The sequence below is a fragment of the Williamsia sp. SKLECPSW1 genome (assembly GCF_054332755.1).
Window position 1 is genome coordinate 145223 of sequence record NZ_JBTGLI010000002.1, and the last position, 15015, is coordinate 160237.

Annotated in this window: 17 protein-coding genes; 5 read left to right on the forward strand and 12 right to left on the reverse strand. The window is 66.5% G+C overall.

All coding sequences use genetic code 11. From position 1 onward, the window contains the following. Nucleotides 1-174: 174 nt before the first annotated feature. The 7 genes from ACXVUM_RS16540 to ACXVUM_RS16570 form a co-directional block, all read right to left on the reverse strand. Nucleotides 175-726, reverse strand: coding sequence for a hypothetical protein (locus ACXVUM_RS16540; protein ID WP_458523024.1), 552 nt, complete (start codon nt 724-726; stop codon nt 175-177). A gap of 36 nt (nt 727-762) precedes the next feature. Beyond that, on the reverse strand, nt 763-1272 hold the full coding sequence (locus tag ACXVUM_RS16545) for a hypothetical protein (protein ID WP_458523025.1): 510 nt from the start codon (nt 1270-1272) through the stop codon (nt 763-765). 229 nt (nt 1273-1501) lie between these two features. Further along, nucleotides 1502-2125, reverse strand: coding sequence for a DUF6461 domain-containing protein (locus tag ACXVUM_RS16550; RefSeq protein ID WP_458523026.1), 624 nt, complete (start codon nt 2123-2125; stop codon nt 1502-1504). Between the two features lie 490 nt (nt 2126-2615). Next, the gene (locus tag ACXVUM_RS16555; RefSeq protein WP_458523027.1) at nt 2616-3254 is read right to left on the reverse strand and encodes an SMI1/KNR4 family protein; all 639 of its coding nucleotides are present in this window, start codon (nt 3252-3254) and stop codon (nt 2616-2618) included. Nucleotides 3255-3468: 214 nt separating this feature from the next. After that, nucleotides 3469-4044, reverse strand: coding sequence for a DUF6924 domain-containing protein (locus tag ACXVUM_RS16560; protein WP_458523028.1), 576 nt, complete (start codon nt 4042-4044; stop codon nt 3469-3471). Between the two features lie 1082 nt (nt 4045-5126). Beyond that, a complete protein-coding gene (locus ACXVUM_RS16565; protein ID WP_458523029.1) occupies nt 5127-5822 on the reverse strand; it encodes a helix-turn-helix transcriptional regulator in 696 nt (231 codons plus the stop codon). Nucleotides 5823-5844: 22 nt separating this feature from the next. Then, nucleotides 5845-6249, reverse strand: a complete 405-nt coding sequence (locus ACXVUM_RS16570; protein WP_458523030.1) for a nuclear transport factor 2 family protein — start codon at nt 6247-6249, stop codon at nt 5845-5847. Nucleotides 6250-6383: 134 nt separating this feature from the next. Here ACXVUM_RS16570 and ACXVUM_RS16575 point away from each other — a divergent pair, with 134 nt between their 5' ends. The 3 genes from ACXVUM_RS16575 (at nt 6384) to ACXVUM_RS16585 (ending at nt 8960) form a co-directional block, all read left to right on the forward strand. After that, nucleotides 6384-6851 carry a hypothetical protein gene (locus ACXVUM_RS16575; protein ID WP_458523031.1) on the forward strand — a complete coding sequence of 156 codons (468 nt, stop codon included), beginning with the start codon at nt 6384-6386 and terminating at the stop codon, nt 6849-6851. A gap of 164 nt (nt 6852-7015) precedes the next feature. Beyond that, entirely contained in the window at nt 7016-7930 is a 915-nt protein-coding gene (locus ACXVUM_RS16580) for a universal stress protein (protein ID WP_458523032.1), read from the forward strand. After that, nucleotides 7923-8960, forward strand: a complete 1038-nt coding sequence (locus tag ACXVUM_RS16585; protein WP_458523033.1) for an Acg family FMN-binding oxidoreductase — start codon at nt 7923-7925, stop codon at nt 8958-8960. Before ACXVUM_RS16580 ends, ACXVUM_RS16585 begins: the two co-directional genes overlap by 8 nt. Before the next feature lie 93 nt (nt 8961-9053). On the opposite strand, the gene ACXVUM_RS16590 is transcribed toward ACXVUM_RS16585, so the two are convergent. Beyond that, nucleotides 9054-10064 carry an alcohol dehydrogenase catalytic domain-containing protein gene (locus ACXVUM_RS16590; RefSeq protein ID WP_458523034.1) on the reverse strand — a complete coding sequence of 337 codons (1011 nt, stop codon included), beginning with the start codon at nt 10062-10064 and terminating at the stop codon, nt 9054-9056. A gap of 307 nt (nt 10065-10371) precedes the next feature. Between ACXVUM_RS16590 and ACXVUM_RS16595 the strand changes: the two genes are divergently transcribed. Beyond that, nucleotides 10372-10692 carry a hypothetical protein gene (locus ACXVUM_RS16595; protein WP_458523035.1) on the forward strand — a complete coding sequence of 107 codons (321 nt, stop codon included), beginning with the start codon at nt 10372-10374 and terminating at the stop codon, nt 10690-10692. 47 nt (nt 10693-10739) lie between these two features. On the opposite strand, the gene ACXVUM_RS16600 is transcribed toward ACXVUM_RS16595, so the two are convergent. The 4 genes from ACXVUM_RS16600 to ACXVUM_RS16615 are packed head-to-tail and all read right to left on the reverse strand — an operon-like array spanning nt 10740 to nt 14200. Further along, a complete protein-coding gene (locus tag ACXVUM_RS16600) occupies nt 10740-11678 on the reverse strand; it encodes a universal stress protein (RefSeq protein WP_458523036.1) in 939 nt (312 codons plus the stop codon). Beyond that, nucleotides 11675-12661, reverse strand: coding sequence for a universal stress protein (locus ACXVUM_RS16605; protein ID WP_458523037.1), 987 nt, complete (start codon nt 12659-12661; stop codon nt 11675-11677). Before ACXVUM_RS16605 ends, ACXVUM_RS16600 begins: the two co-directional genes overlap by 4 nt. A 40-nt stretch (nt 12662-12701) precedes the next feature. Further along, nucleotides 12702-13697 carry a zinc-binding alcohol dehydrogenase family protein gene (locus tag ACXVUM_RS16610; RefSeq protein ID WP_458523038.1) on the reverse strand — a complete coding sequence of 332 codons (996 nt, stop codon included), beginning with the start codon at nt 13695-13697 and terminating at the stop codon, nt 12702-12704. After that, the gene (locus tag ACXVUM_RS16615) at nt 13697-14200 is read right to left on the reverse strand and encodes a hypothetical protein (RefSeq protein ID WP_458523039.1); all 504 of its coding nucleotides are present in this window, start codon (nt 14198-14200) and stop codon (nt 13697-13699) included. The genes ACXVUM_RS16610 and ACXVUM_RS16615 overlap by 1 nt, the downstream gene beginning before the upstream one ends. Before the next feature lie 173 nt (nt 14201-14373). Here ACXVUM_RS16615 and ACXVUM_RS16620 point away from each other — a divergent pair, with 173 nt between their 5' ends. Beyond that, nucleotides 14374-15012 carry a response regulator gene (locus ACXVUM_RS16620; RefSeq protein ID WP_458523040.1) on the forward strand — a complete coding sequence of 213 codons (639 nt, stop codon included), beginning with the start codon at nt 14374-14376 and terminating at the stop codon, nt 15010-15012. The last annotated feature ends 3 nt before the right edge of the window (nt 15013-15015 follow it).

Sequence of the window (15015 nt, forward strand, 5' to 3'; positions counted from 1 at the left end):
GGAGGTTGCCGATCGGTCGGTGTGGCATCCGCAGTTCTCGCCGACTAAAGCTGCGTCGTCCGGGAGTGACCGCAGTCCTCTCATCTAGTTTGAACTCGTCCCAGTTTGCTGGTACCGAGATGTGTCACGTTGAGACGAATAGTCGCTGCAGGTCACGGCGGGGAAGTGGCAGTTTTACCAGTGGGTGGGGTCAGCGGGGACGATGTCGAGCTGGGTCTGGCCGACTAACCGTTCGATGGTGTCGGCGCTGGCGCTGATTCCGGCCCAGGATGGGTCGACGTCGGCGGCGATGATCCAGGCGTGATCAGCCGGCCAGATGAACGCGGCCGGTGGCATGGATGGGGTGGGTCTTGTGCTCCACTGGCCGACGTCGCTCAGCGGGCCGGTGAATAGGTGGTAGCTGCGGTGGGGGAGGTGCACCGTTGTGGGGCCGGGGTTGATGTCGGGCCAGCCGTCCCACAAGCAGAAGAAGCACTTGTCTGGCATTGTCGTTTCTGTTGCGAGTAGGTCGCACAGTTCGGCTACGACTGGGGCGTCGCTGCGCTCGTCGACTGGCCGTGTTGGGATCTCGGGCCGTAGAAGTTCGCCTTCGTCTGGTTCGTAGCGGAGGCGGGCGTGGGCTTCGAAGGTGTTGTGTGGCCCGAATTTGGTCAACTCGTCCCACGGCACTTTGGCCAGGGTCACCCAGTCGGCGAGGGAGCGGTCAGTCGAGAGCTGCAACACCATCCGACCACTCAACCATGGCGGGGATCGCCTTCGCGCCTAGGTGGGGAGAACAGCCACTTCCAGCGCATTGAGGCGAATCTCGTATTCGCTAGGTACGTCGCCGGTCGAGGCATAGGTGGGCGGTCCGTCGTAGTGCACGTCGAACCACCCGAGATGCGTTGTGGGGGATAGGTGGCGGTGCTGGGTGACATGGCCTGCCCGGTCTAGCAGGCGCAGGTGCCCGGTGGGCTGGGTACGAAAGTCGACCCAGAGATAGCGGTCCCACATCAAGCAGCCACACAAGACGGTATCGCCGGCGATGTGGTCGCCATGCAGGAGTGTGGTGAATCCGCCACCGAGATCGGCGACCCACTCGAGCTGGTCGCTGCCGACTTCGACGGGCCTGATCGTCGCGGGGATGTGAGAACACACGGCGGCTGGTACCGGCTGTCGGTCGATTATGTCGGCGGTTGCATCGACCCAGTACGTGGTGGGTGCGAATACCTCTCCGGGGTCAGGCCGGTCCGGGAACGGTTCTAGGTCCTCCAGGAGCCACAACTTGCTCATGACGGCTCGTCTAACACGAGGACGACCAACATGTCGTTGGTGATGTCCGACGTGGGTGCGCCGGCTGGTGCGGGGGAGCTTTGTCGCAGTCTCGCCTGGCGTGGCGAAGCGCTACATCGTGTGTAAGCCGTTGTTGTGCAACGTCTCTTATCAAGTCAACCCGTCCCGGGTCACTGGTACTGAGACGTGTCACGTTGGGACGAATAGTTTCGTGTAGGTCCGAGCTCGCTCAATCACTGGGGTCAGGACTGAATACCGCTCCGGCATAAACGGAGTCGTGCAGCAGCTCTTTCGTGAGTTGCAGGCCGGTCGTCTTCTGGATAAGGGCGAGTGAGGCCTCCATGGTGTGCAGCGACTCCCAGTCGTGGTCGTCGGGGTACACCACGCTGTCGTCGTCGAACAGGAATCCACCGATACTCTGCATGTCGGTGTACAGGTCGGGTGGCAGCTCGGTTGGCGGTACAGGGATCCCCGGCTCGATGTCGACGACGAGCTCACCGTCTGAGTACCAGCGAAATGCGGAGACGCCATGGCCGCCTCGGTAGAACGTCGCGACAGTCCTGCCGGCCGCGACAGGGCCTATGACTTCGGGCAGGTTGGCCTGATAACCGTTGGGTTCGACCATGATGACGTCGCTACCGTGCTGCAGCAGACCAAACGCCATCCCGTCTTCCATCATGCGGTCGTCCAGGTCGTCCAGGGTTGCCTCGAACCGCTCACTCGTGGGGGGCAAGTCATCGAACACGGCCTCGACGGTCGTGGCGGTGATCACCGAGATACAGCAGGCCTCGGCGAGGAACACCATCCCTGGATCCCGCACCCACGCAAAATCACTCCACCGGATCGTGGTCATTGCGGGGACTTCGCTTCGGCGCAAACCAGCATTCCTGCACACTAGTACGAGGCACGCGGGCCGCCTACGGCGATCGAAGAACGGGGCGGCCTCCTGGCGCGCCGCGTTCCCGTACACTGGTACGGGCCGGGTGGCCGCAGATCGTTTCGCGGAAGGGTGCGGTGAGTCGAGCAACGACTTGGTGGCTTGGCGGCCGAGGCCAACGCGGCCGGTCCGCCAGGCGAAAAGTAGCTATCGACGCACGAAAGACGTTGTTGCACAACGACATTTACAGTTTGAACTCGTCTCAGGTTACTGCTACTGAGACGTGTCACGTTGAGACGAATGGTTCCTGCAGGTCACGGCGGTGGGGGAGCAAGACACTGCCGTCGGTCGGCTGCTCGGCGGTGTCTCAGTGCCGCGGGTGTGCAAGAGCTGACCTCCACGTATTCAGGGTCAGGGTCGTATCGAGACCGCCGCGGTAAGGGCCAGCCGCTTCCGATCCGGGACGCTAGTTCGTGTGGTCGAGCTTCCAGCCGAGCTTGCCGAGGGCGTTTGGTTCGTCAGAACCGTCGTCAATGAAAGGGGTCCACTGGTTTTGAAGCGGGGACCCCGTGGCGATGCTGTGCCGGACGGCAGCGAGCATTCCGGCGATGGAGGTATACAGCGGCTCCTGCCCGTTGTCGCCGTCGTCTTTAGCCCAGTAGCGGATGCATCCCGAGTGAGACCCAGGCCGGGTGTCGATGAAATAGTAGTAAGAGTCGAGACCGCTGAGAGGTATGTACTCGGGCAGCCAGACGTGCGCGAATTCGCCGGCTTGCGAGTTCTCGTTCTCGCTTCGTAGCCATTCTTCGTTGGTCATCTCGTCCTGGCCGTACTGCCAGAGCCTGCGATACTCGGTTTCGAGCCGGGGCAGGCTGAAGAAGTCAGTCATCGGCAACAACTCGCCTGGGTGGTCCGTCCGTTCGTCCATATCCTGACCGTTCTGGACAGTGAAAAACTCTTTCAGTTCGTCTGGCCAGTTCCCCGTGGTTGACTCTTCCGCGTGTTCAATTTCGGTTTGGGTGGCCGGTGGGCGGAATCTCAGCGACTCGGGTGACATTTCCCGCAGTACCCGGAGAAGTTCGAGCCACTCGTCAGTCACACCCATGAAGAGAACGTACCCAAGTCCCGGGTGTGCCATGCAAAAGTGGAGCGGGACGAGATCAGGACCCGTCAAAACATCTGGCGGACAACATCTCTCATCTATTCCTGCTCGTGCCATTTCACTGGTGCTGGGACGTGTCACGTTGAGACGAAAAGATTTGCGCAGGTCAGAGCCCCTGCAGGCGAGAGTGGCGGCAGATTCGAGGCGTGCCTGACCGTCAGAATCCGCGAAAAACGCCGTCCGGTCCGGCGTGGTCGGCGAAGTCGCGGAAATCCAGATTGGAGAGGCTTAGGTTGTTCTCGATCGACCACATTTCTGAGGGGATTACCCGAACTGTGCGGCCTGGCTCGTGACCGGTCTCGCGAGGCCCCGTGTCGACCGCCAGGATTGGGTGCTCTGGGTCTTCGATGGTGGTTCGGTCGGCGAGAAACACATAGAAGGGCGGGGGAGGCCCTACCTCCGCTAGAAACTGTTCGGGGGTAGTCCCTTGCCGGGCAGTGTTGTCGATCGGGATGAAGTTCGCAGTAAAGCCGTTCGGCGTCTGCGGTGCCTGAGCGTCGGCTACGACCTGCCCCCAGGCGCGGTCGTCGCTGAAGTCGGTCCGAATCAACACAGATGCGCCCGCGGGGAGCGGCGGCTTAGAAATAGAGTTCTTTCCGCTAATTGATGACGGGCGTGCGTTGCTGGGCGCCGGCTGGTGTGAGTTGTCGGAGTTGCTCGAGCAGGCTGTAAGTGCGGCCGCTAATAGGCAAATGCTGATCATGATCAGCATTCGGTACGGGTCGCGGCGCATACGCCAAACGCTACTGGACGGACGTGCTGTATTCCTACGCTTGGCTAAGGCAAGGCGAAAGAAGTTCTCCGGTCAAGACCAAATGCCTGATGCCTGATGCCTGATGCCTGAGGCCGTGGCGATCGTGGCGAAGTTGGGGTGACAGGTCTTGTCGGTATGCGCATGGATTCGTCACTGTGACATATTGGTGCTGTCGGCTGCCAAAAATCGAGCGGAGTTGATTGCGGTCGCGGCTGACGTCGAGCACATAAGCCCGGGTGTGTAGAGAAGCTGGGCGGGATGCTGTTGATGCACTAGTTGGGTCGGCGTAGTTGGGTTCTGGCTGGGTGTCCGACCGGCCTTAGTGTGGACAGTCAGAACCGGAGCTGGTCGACGACTCACTCGATTTCGGGAACTGTGAGGACGGCTCTGCGGCGTGGTCCTGTCATGGTGAAACGAGTCCTCTCGCCTAGTTTGAACTCGGCCAGCTCTGCGCCGATAAGATACATTATGTCAAGTAGTCCGGGACGGCACCGATATTGCACAAGCCGCCGCCAACGGTTCGGGCCGCAGTACCTCGCCGACGCCGACTGTGAAGAACGATGGAGCTGCTGGTGCTTCGCTTTGAGCCACGTGCGAGAGTGAAACACCTTCCGGGTCTCCGTGGCATCGCTGCGCCGAATCGGTCCGACGATTCGACGCGCCATTTCGTCTGATGGGGCTGGAATAAGATTAGACTCGGTAACGACCGCGTCCCCCGCGTGGTCGCCGGCGGGTGGTGGCCCCGGAAGCGCTCCCCTCTCGCGGACGCGGGCCACCATCCGCCACCACAGGGTCATCGGGTTCCGGCGTGTGGGCGACCATCGATCCGAGTGCAATACTCGCGCAACGGCGCTACTTTCGAATTCATGTCGCACGTCATCGTCGACGCCACGTCGATCCCCGCAGGGCACGGCCCACACCCAGCGGCGAGTCCGTTCGACCGGCGCATCAGCGACGCTCTGAACGTCACGGCCTTCGAGGTCTATCAGGTCGAACTCCCGCCACGAGCAGAAACGGTTCCGCACGACCACCTCGACGAACCCCGCAGACGCCTCCTTGCCTCACCCGAGACGCCGTGTGCGCCAGCGCGACAGATCCGCGTCGAGCACTGCCGGATCGCGTTCGGGAAACACCTCCCCGGTGATCTCCAGGTGTCGGATGCGGTCGAGATGGAAGCCGCGGATCCCCTCGCGCAGACGGCACCATCCGACGAACATCCACGAGTCGCCGCCCCGCAGCAGGCCCATCGCCTCGACGTCGCGGATGGTGTGGGCACCGTCGTCGCCCTCCGAGGCATAGTCCAGCCGTACGACTCGACGCGCGGCGACGGCCTCCGGGATCAGCGACACCGCGGCGTCGGACGGCGCCTCGGCATCGATGACGAACATCGACGCCAGTGCCTCGTCGACCGGGGCGAGCTGATCCTCACGACTGATCGCGAGGATCTTTGCCCGCGCCCGTCGCGCGGCCGCTCCGTACGGCGAGTTCTCCAGCAGTCCCAGGCCCGCGAGCACGGCCAGCGACTCGGGCACCGACAGGTTCAGCGGAGGTAGCGAGTGTTCCCGCAGGATCGAGTACCCACCTGACACCCCGTGGTCGGCGTAGACAGGCACCCCGGCGAGCTGCAGCGACTGGATGTCACGCTCGATCGTGCGTGTCGACACCTCGAACTCCGCCGAGAGCCGAGAAGCCGACAACGGCCGCCGCGCAGCCCTGAGCAGATCGACCAGCGCGTACAACCGTTCGGCTCTCTTCACGACGTCCCGCCCTCCCCCGGTCTCAGATGGGGTGCGTGCGGGTCCCGTTCACCGACCACACCTCACGGATCAGACCATCTTCCGTGAAGTCGAAGACATCTATCCCGCCCGCGGCGATCTGGCCGACCTGCATGTTCCACAGCATCCGCCCGTGGGCGCCGTCCACTTCTCGCGCCACCTCGGTGAACACCACATCCCGATGGCGCCGGTGATAGTGGCCCAGGAACTCGGCGAAGCTGTCCGCGCCGCGGACGTCGTCCCCCGGATTCGACCCGTCCTGCTCCGACACCAGGAAATGGATTCGGAAGTCCTCGCTGCAGATCCGACGAGCGATCTCTCCATCCCTGTTCCACATCTGCAACCACACCGCCAGCGCCGAATCCGCAACAGCCGTGGTCGTATCCGTCGTGTTCTTGTTCGTGGTCATGAGACCAGCGTCGGCGGCCACCGCGACAACAGTGTGTCGGTGTTCCTGAAGACGACCCCTGCCGAGCACTGCACATTTGTGCGACAGTGGGAGGGGTAGTGATCCGAGGAAGTCAGGACGAACAGGAGTCACCGATGACGATCACCTCTCGAACAGCTCTGGCCCGTGGTGTGGCGACGTCCGTCGTCGCCTGTGTGTGTTCGACGATCGGAGGCGTGTCCGTCGCTGCGGCGGCGACGCCGGCCCAGATGCCGGACCTCACGGTGACCCTTCCGACGGTTCGAGTGCTCGAGATCCCTGGGTTCGGGCTCGACCCCGGACGATCCGAGGTGGTCGTGACCGTGAAGAACGTCGGTCAGGCGGCAGCTCACGACGTCACCGTGAATGCCTCCACGGTGCCCGGCCGGTTCGCGGTTCACACCGTGCTGGCCACCGTCGACGCGGGAGGGAGTGCGACCCTCTCGCTCGGCGAGAACACGGGCACCGTCTATCTCGGGCTCGCGACGGTGTCTGCCGAGGAGGCCGAAGCCGATGCCCATCCGGCGAACAACACGGCCACCGGTCTGCGACTGTTGGTCGGAGACTTCACGGGGGTGGTCTAGCACCACAGGGGCGCCGACGAGCTCCCACTCCGCAGACCTCCCTGCAGGCGGACCTCCGCAGGAACAGCGCTCCCCCGCCGCGGACCGCCAGGGATGTCTTAGTTCCCTCGTCATCGCGACCAAAGGCCGTCGACGCCCGGTCGACGCTTCAGTTGACTTGTCCCATGACGAAGTCGCCAGAGCACGTCGAGATCGCCGCCGCGCGAACGGTCGTCGCGATCGTCACCGAGGACGACGACGCCGCCCACGCGGTTCGGTGGGCGGCAGAGGAAGCGGCACTCCGACGCGCCGACCTCAACCTCGTCGCGGTGATCCGGCCCGATGGCTCGGTGGCCGGGCCGACAGGACGCCGTCGCGGACTGCATGACGCCGATGTCGGGCCCGAGATGCTCCTCGCCGAGGCACGGGCGGTGGCGCAAGACGTCGCACGCGCTCAGGGACATCCGACGATGTCGATCGGTGTGCAGCAGCATCGTGGGCCGTTCGTCCGCACTCTCGTCGCGATGACGGCGGACGCCGAGATCATGGTGATCGGCCGTCTCGGGGTCGACGAGGAACACCCCGGTCGACGGGGCGGGGCGCGGGCGGGACTGGTCGAGGCGACGAAGTGCCCGATCCTCTACGCCGTTCGACCGCGCCGGTGGGCCTCGCTGTCCCGCCCGCCGGTCGTGATGGCCGTCCCGGTCGGCGACCAGAAGCACCACGAGGCCGTCGCGTGCGCCGAGGCCGTCGCACGGGACACCTCACTCCTGGTGATCAGAGCCGACGCGGACCACGGCCGCGGCGCGCACGACCGAATCTGTGCCCTGCCCGGGGTCACCGAGCCGTCGGCGGTGACCGAGCGTCGCGTCCACCCCTCCGCGTTCATCAAGGCGCTGGTGACGGCGTCGGAGACCGCGCAGCTGATCGTCGTTCGGGCCCAGGATCTCTCGCGTCACCGCCGTCACGATCGTCATCTCGACGACCACGACGGGGAGATCATCGTCCACGCGGCGGAGTGTCCCGTCATGATCGTGCCCACCCCGAGCGGAGTCGTCGACTCCATCGCACACCGGCTACTGGGCGTCCTGCATGTCTGAGTTGCCGATCACCCCCGACGACCTGCGTGTCACCACCGGTGATCTCGTCGGGCACGGCCCCGATCGCTCCACTGTCCGTACAGCAGTCGCGCTCGCGTCCATGGCACCATCGATCCACAACAGCCAGCCGTGGGAGTGGCGCGTGGGCGATGCGAGTCTGCACCTGTTCTGTGCCACCGAACGCCATCTGCCGGTGACCGATCCAGACGACAGAGATCTCTGGGTCAGCCTGGGAATCTGCCTGGCACACATGCGGGTGGCACTCCGTGCCCTGGGCTGGGATCTCCGCGTCCACCGCCTGCCGGATCCGGCTGCGCCGGACCACGTCGCATCCATGCAGTTCCTCCCGCACCGCCTCACCACCCACGATTCCGCGCTCGCCGCTGCGATCACTCGTCGGAGGTCTGATCGCCGGCGATACTCGTCGTGGCCGGTGCACGAGTCGATCCTCGACGGATTCGTCCGAACCGCTCGTACCGCGGGTGTCATCGCGCGCCTGCTGCCACCGTCGGCAGACCTCGCCGCCGCGGCGTGGCTGGCCGCGGACAGGCACGCGCGCGACGAGGAGTATCGCGCGGAGTTGTCGGCGTGGACACGGGGCCGTCGCCGCGACGACGGCATCCCTGCCGCGAACCGTCAGACCGCGACGAGCGATCCGCTGATGGCGCGACGCTTCGAGATGACAGGCGGAGCGCACCGCGTTCCCGGCGCGCCGCCCGACGATCGTGCCGCAGGCGAACTGTTGGTGCTCAGCACCGCGGGCGACGACACCATGAGCAGGCTGCGCGCCGGCGAGGCCGCCGGCTCCGTACTGCTGGAGGCGACCACACACGGCCTGTCGACATGCGTCATGACCGAGATCCTGGAGGTGCGTGACACCCGTCGGGTCATTCGCGACCGACTCGCCGCCGACTCGCTGTTCCCGCAGGTCATGATCCGTCTCGGCTGGCCGGTTCCGGGCTCACCACCGCTCCCGGCCACACCACGCCGACCGATCGACGACGTGGTGAGAGAGCTCGACATCAGTTGAGCACCACCCGGACCACTCGAGGCGAGCAGCGCGCGGGGTCGCATCGAGGCGGTGACCGACCATTGTCGTGGTCGGCCACCGCGTCAGGTGCAGTCAGTACTCGATGACGAGGCGAGCGGGCACGCGGCCGGCGAGCACGTCGGCGAAGCAGTCGTTGATCTCGTCGAGTTTGCGGGTCTCGGCGATGACCCGTGTCCGACCGGCCGCGTGCAGATCGAACACATCCCGGAGGTCGTTGCGAGTACCGACGATCGAGCCGGTGACGGTGATCCCGCCGACCACGGTCTCGAAGATGGGGACCGGGAAGGCCCCGTGGGCGGGCATCGAGACACAGATGAGGCGCCCACCGCGACGAAGCGATCGGAATGCCTGTTCGAAGACCGCGGGGACGACCGCGAGAACGATCGCCACATCTGCCCCGCCGCGGGAGGTGATGGCCTCCACCGGGTCCGTGCGCGTGCTGTTGACGACGTGGTCCGCCCCGAGCTCGGTCGCGAGCGCGAGTTTGGTGTCGTCGACGTCGACAGCGGTGACGAAGCCGCCGGCGATGCGGGCGTACTGGACGGCGAGGTGGCCCAGTCCCCCGATCCCGAAGACGGCGACCCGGTCCGCGGGTCCCACGCCGCCCACCGCGACCGCCTTGTAGGTCGTCACCCCGGCGCACGTCAGCGGCGACGCATCGATCGACGACACCGCTTCCGGTACCGGAACCACGAAATCCGCAGCAGCCACTGCGAGTTCGGCGTATCCGCCGTCGATCGAGTAGCCCGTGTTGAGTTGGCTCTCGCACAGGGTCTCCCAGCCCGACACGCAGTGGCGGCAGGATCCGCAGGCGTAGCCGAGCCACGGCATCGCGACCCGCTGCCCGATCCGTTCGTCACCGACTCCCGAGCCCACGGACTCGATGATGCCTACTCCCTCGTGGCCGGGGATGAACGGCGGCGTCGGCTTCGCAGGCCAATCACCATGGGCGGCATGGATGTCGGTGTGGCAGACCCCGCAGGTCTCCATGCGTACGAGGACCTGGCCGGGTCCGGGCGACGGATCGGGCACCTCCTCGACCTGCAGTGGTGAGCCGAACTCGGTGACGACGGCGGCGCGCATCGGACCTCCTGATGTGTGTGTGCCGGCCCAGCGCCGGTCCCGTCTGACGATGCTCGGTCGCCGAGCGGTCCCCCAGTGTCGAAAGTCCCCGGGAGGCAGGCCTTCGTAGTGTTCGCGGGAGACGAGGGACCTACGACCCTGGACCACGTTCGTCGAGCGCCGCATGATCGTCGACACCGACACACCCCAGGAGCGCATCATGCAGGGACACACAACCGAATCCGGCCGGTTCGACACCGTGAGCGTACCGGACACCCCGTCGCAACCTGTTCTGCTGTCGGGGATCTCGGATACCGTCACCGTACGTGTGCGGCGACCGGACGGTACCACCGCCGATCGGGAGCTGCCGGTCGCGGCGTGGCGCCTCGAGGACGGCGGGACCGTGGTGATGGTCTCCGCGATGGGGGTGGAACACGGCGCGGTGATCGACGCCGCTCAGACCGTCGACGGGATCCGATCCAGGTGGCCGTCGTCGACCGTGGTGATGAGGCGACCGCGCGGTACGCAGCCGATGGCGGACCCGCGCTCAGAAGTCGTCGACTACGTGCAGCTGACCGCCGACGGTGGCCATCTCCCGGTCGACCATGACGCCCTCCTTCGTCGAGGAATGCGTCTGAGCCACGGGTGAACTCCCGGCCGCGGGTGCTCTCCGCGGCCGCAACGCGTGGCCTCGGGTCAGGGGACCACCATCACCGAACATCTCGCGTGATGGATGACCGACTGACTGACCGAACCGACGAGCAACCCGGTGGCCCGGTTGAGTCCTCGCGCACCCACGACCACCAGGTCCCGGTCGGAGGCCGCCGACGCCAAGACGCTCGCCGCGCTGCCCTCGACACACTCGACCGACACGTCCACGTCGGGCGCTGAAACCCGGAGGGGTTCGATGTGTCGCTCCAGCCAGTGGGTACGAGCCGCCTGCATCTTGTCCCAGTCCACGAATCCGCCCTTGGCGTCCAACAGGGTGAGTGCGGAGACCCGGAACGCGTGGAGAACGCGAACCGGCATGTGCAGAAGACGTGCCACCTCGAGTGCGCGCCCGAGTGCCTCGTCAGCGTGCGACGAACCGTCGACCCCCACCACGACAGAGCCCGCCCCACCGTGTCCGGCGCCGCGGCGATGGATCACGACCGGACATCCCGCCTGTCGGATCAGGCGGTTCATGCTGCCGGCGATCGACCCCGGTGCGGGTGCACCTGCAGGCGGCGCACCGACCACCACCATGCGCGCGTGTCGTGACTCGTGAGCGAGAGTGCCGCTCACGGAGCCGTGTACGACGTGCGTCGAGAGGCGGACGTCGGGCGCGGTCGCCGACGCAGCCGCTGCCGCCGCGGCCAACAGGTTCTCGCCGCGGACGGTCAACTCGTGGTCGAGCGTGTCCTCGGTCGGAGCAGGTGTGTAGATGAAGTCGGCGATCCATTCCGGGACGACCAGCGCGTGCACGAGCCGTTCGGTGGTGCCGGTTGCCGAGGCAATCTGCGCGGCCCACTGAGCCGCGTCGACGGCGGCAGCGGACCCGTCGATGCCGACCACGACGGGCCACCCCGTCCGATCGCCGTCCTCGGATGCCTGCGCGACCGAGACCCGCTGGTCCTCGGTCTCCGTCCGGGTCATCGGTTCTCACCCGACCCGGCGCCGACGGCGTGGCGGCGTTCCCGCCAGGTGCGGAGCACAGCGGGCAACGACCACGATCTCGTCGGCGACTCCCCCGGTGCCCGGTCGGAGATCGGTCGGACGATCATGAGCGGACAACCCGCAGTCATCGACAGTTCGCGTCCGGCCGACCCGGTGAGCGCTGTCATGAGGCGGCCGCGTGCGCGACTGCCGACGATCATGAGGTCGGCACGCATCGACATCCGGGTGAGGCACTCGACCGCGTCGTCGTACACCGTCGACATCACCACGGGGACATCGGGGAAGTCCGTCCGATATCCGGCCAGACTCTCCGCGAGCACCGCCCGCTCGGCGGTCTGATCCGCCCCGGCCTCCGCGTCCTGCGCGAACATCGATGCGCGATGGTCGACGTCCCAGACGTGTACGGCGTGGAGGAGCGCGCCCCGACGGTCGGCTTCGACGAACCCCCGCGCGATCGCGGCGGAGGATGCCGCGAGCCCGTCGACCCCGACCACCACCTCCGCCCCCAACGGTGACATCGGAGTGGTCACCGCCTCGTCGACCACCACCACAGGGCAGAGCGCTTCGGTGAGCACGCGCGCGTACTGCGACATCGGATCGTGGCGGGCGAATCCGGGCGTCGGGACGACGATCATCTCCGCGGTGCGTGACGTCTCGAGCAGTACCTCGACGGTCGAGCCCCCGAACAGCTCTGTGTCGACCACGAATTCGTTGCGGAGCAGCGGGTCCACCGAGTTCCGGGCGACGATCTCGGCGGTGTCCAGCCGGGTCTCCAGCGCACGGAGGATGTCCGGGCCCGCGGCGTCGGGAAAGGTCCACGACAGCAGAGAGGGCCCGTCGTCGTACACGGCGACGATGAGCAGGTCGGTGCCGGCGGTGACGGCTTCGTCCGCCGCCCACCGCACCGCGTGGAGCGCAGCGTCGGATTCGTCGACGTAGACGACCGTGCGGGGTGGTGTCATCTCGGGGTTCTCGCTTCCTGTGGGCGGCGCATCGGACGGATCAGGTGGTCAGGACAGCTGCACCGGTGACGGCGCCGTCCCGGAGGTCGTCGAGCGCAACGGTTGCCTTGTCCAGCGGGTACTCGGTCACGTGCACGCGGAGCCGGTGGGTCTCGGCGAACTCCAGGAAACGGTGGGCGTCCTCGCGGGTGTTGGCCTCCACCGACCGCAGGTCCTTCTCGTGGAACAGGTCTCGTCGATAGTTCAGTGCGGGGATCTGCGACATGTGGATCCCCGCCGAGACGACGGTGCCGCCGGGGCGGATCGCACCGAGGGCTCGGGGGATGACGTCGCCGACGGGCGCGAAGACGACGGCCGCGTCGAGCGGTTCCTCGGGTGTCGCGTAGAACCCCTGGACGGATTCGGCGCCGATCTCCTCGGCGAGTTCGGCGGCGGCCCTGTCCCGGGTCATGACGTGCACTGTTGCACCGCGGGCGATCGCCACCTGTGCGGTGAGATGCGCGCTCGCGCCGAAACCGTAGATCCCCAGCAGGCCACCGTCGGGCACATTCGCCCGGGACAGCGCTCGATGGCCGATGATCCCGGCGCAGAGCAGAGGAGCCAGCTCCGTATCCCGGTATCCCCCGGGCAGCCGGAGCGCGTACGCGGCCGGGACCACTGTCATGTCCGCGAAACCCCCGTCGGCATCCCAGGAGGTGTATCGCGATCCGCGACAGAGGTTCTCGCGTCCGGAGCGACAGTATCGACAGTCCCCGCAGGTGTGTCGCAGCCACGGGACGCCCACCCGCTCGCCCGGCAACCATCCCCCGGTGTCGCCGGCACCGACGTCGATGACGGTTCCGACGATCTCGTGTCCCGGGACCACATCGTGGCGATGAAGCGGGAGGTCTCCGTCGAGCAGGTGCAGATCGGTGCGACACACGCCGCATGCGTCGACACCCACCAACAGTTCGCCCTCACCTGGTGTCGGATCGGCCTCGACGCCCGATGTCAGCCGGCGTCGGCCCCCGCTGCCGCGCAGCCGCCAGGCGCGCATCAGAGGGGGCTCCCGTCGAGCGTCGACGGCGGCGCCGACCAGGTGTGTACGGCGGCGACGAGCGCCACCAGTGCGCCGGTCACGAATGCGAGCACCGGCAACCACCCGATGCTCCCGGTCGCCTCGACCATGATGACGGTCCACCCGATGAGCCCCGCACCTGCGACGACGACGTCGACACCCGCGCTCGGCGACTTCTGATGGACGGCGTACGCCGCGGAGGCCATCGGGAGCGCCACGGCCAGGAGTACCCCGATGCCCAGCAGCACAGGACTGTTCCCGGGAACGGCACGCAAGGTCGCGGGGTCGAGGTGAGCGGCCCCCGTGATGATCGCGATCCCGTCTGCGGCGGCGACGATGGCGATGCCGGTAGTCACGGCCAGCATCCAGACGTTCCACGGCGCTGTCGGACGTCCCTGGCCGGCCGTGGCCGCCGGTCGACGCCGCGCGCGCCGGCCACCGACGCGGCTGTCGTCGGCGGGCGCCGGCACGGAGATCATCATGCGGTCGACGATCGTCCACACCCTCGTGCTCCGGCAGGGCACAAGGTCACTTCGACCGGGTACGTCCGACCGCTGCGGACGGGCCGATCGGCAGCCCACCATGAGATGTCTCGATACCGTCGGCGCGGGAGCGGCGGTATCTTTGTCTGCGCTGAGGAAGTGGGTGCCCTCCGATGATCACGGTGTTCCTGGTCGACGACCACGAGATCGTCCGTCGCGGTCTGACCGAGCTGATCGATGCCGACCCGGACCTGCAGGTGATCGGCGAGGCAGGCGATTGCTCGCATGCCCTGGCCCGTATCCCTGCGCTCCGGCCCGACGTCGCGGTCCTCGACGTCCGTCTACCCGACGGGAACGGGATCGAGCTGTGTCGCGAGATCCTGTCGCGAACCGACGGCACCCGGTGCCTGATACTCACCTCGTTCACCGAGGATCAGGCGATGCTCGACGCCATCCTCGCCGGCGCGAGCGGTTACGTGGTCAAGGACATCACGGGCATGCAGTTGACCTCCGCCATCAGCGAGGTCGGTGCGGGCCGGTCACTCCTCGACAGCCGTGCGGCCGCGGTGCTGATGCAACGCCTGCGTGACGAGCAGACGTCGACCGGGACGGTGGTCGACACCCTCACCGACCAGGAGCGCACACTGCTCGATCTCATCGGCGAGGGGCTGACCAACCGACAGATCGCCGAACGGATGTTCCTCGCCGAGAAGACCGTGAAGAACTACGTCTCTCGGCTGCTGGCGAAGCTCGGTCTGGAGCGGCGCACGCAGGCCGCTGTCCTCGCCACCCGCCTCAACGGTGCAGGCTGACGC

Bases quoted from the DNA above. Each gene is read 5' to 3' on its own strand.
- ACXVUM_RS16540 (WP_458523024.1), bottom strand. From the start codon at position 726: ATGGTGTTGCAGCTCTCGACTGACCGCTCCCTCGCCGACTGGGTGACC.
- ACXVUM_RS16545 (WP_458523025.1), bottom strand. From the start codon at position 1,272: ATGAGCAAGTTGTGGCTCCTGGAGGACCTAGAACCGTTCCCGGACCGG.
- ACXVUM_RS16550 (WP_458523026.1), bottom strand. From the start codon at position 2,125: ATGACCACGATCCGGTGGAGTGATTTTGCGTGGGTGCGGGATCCAGGG.
- ACXVUM_RS16555 (WP_458523027.1), bottom strand. From the start codon at position 3,254: ATGGGTGTGACTGACGAGTGGCTCGAACTTCTCCGGGTACTGCGGGAA.
- ACXVUM_RS16560 (WP_458523028.1), bottom strand. From the start codon at position 4,044: ATGCGCCGCGACCCGTACCGAATGCTGATCATGATCAGCATTTGCCTA.
- ACXVUM_RS16570 (WP_458523030.1), bottom strand. From the start codon at position 6,249: ATGACCACGAACAAGAACACGACGGATACGACCACGGCTGTTGCGGAT.
- ACXVUM_RS16575 (WP_458523031.1), top strand. From the start codon at position 6,384: ATGACGATCACCTCTCGAACAGCTCTGGCCCGTGGTGTGGCGACGTCC.
- ACXVUM_RS16580 (WP_458523032.1), top strand. From the start codon at position 7,016: ATGACGAAGTCGCCAGAGCACGTCGAGATCGCCGCCGCGCGAACGGTC.
- ACXVUM_RS16585 (WP_458523033.1), top strand. From the start codon at position 7,923: ATGTCTGAGTTGCCGATCACCCCCGACGACCTGCGTGTCACCACCGGT.
- ACXVUM_RS16590 (WP_458523034.1), bottom strand. From the start codon at position 10,064: ATGCGCGCCGCCGTCGTCACCGAGTTCGGCTCACCACTGCAGGTCGAG.
- ACXVUM_RS16600 (WP_458523036.1), bottom strand. From the start codon at position 11,678: ATGACCCGGACGGAGACCGAGGACCAGCGGGTCTCGGTCGCGCAGGCA.
- ACXVUM_RS16605 (WP_458523037.1), bottom strand. From the start codon at position 12,661: ATGACACCACCCCGCACGGTCGTCTACGTCGACGAATCCGACGCTGCG.
- ACXVUM_RS16610 (WP_458523038.1), bottom strand. From the start codon at position 13,697: ATGCGCGCCTGGCGGCTGCGCGGCAGCGGGGGCCGACGCCGGCTGACA.
- ACXVUM_RS16615 (WP_458523039.1), bottom strand. From the start codon at position 14,200: ATGATGATCTCCGTGCCGGCGCCCGCCGACGACAGCCGCGTCGGTGGC.
- ACXVUM_RS16620 (WP_458523040.1), top strand. From the start codon at position 14,374: ATGATCACGGTGTTCCTGGTCGACGACCACGAGATCGTCCGTCGCGGT.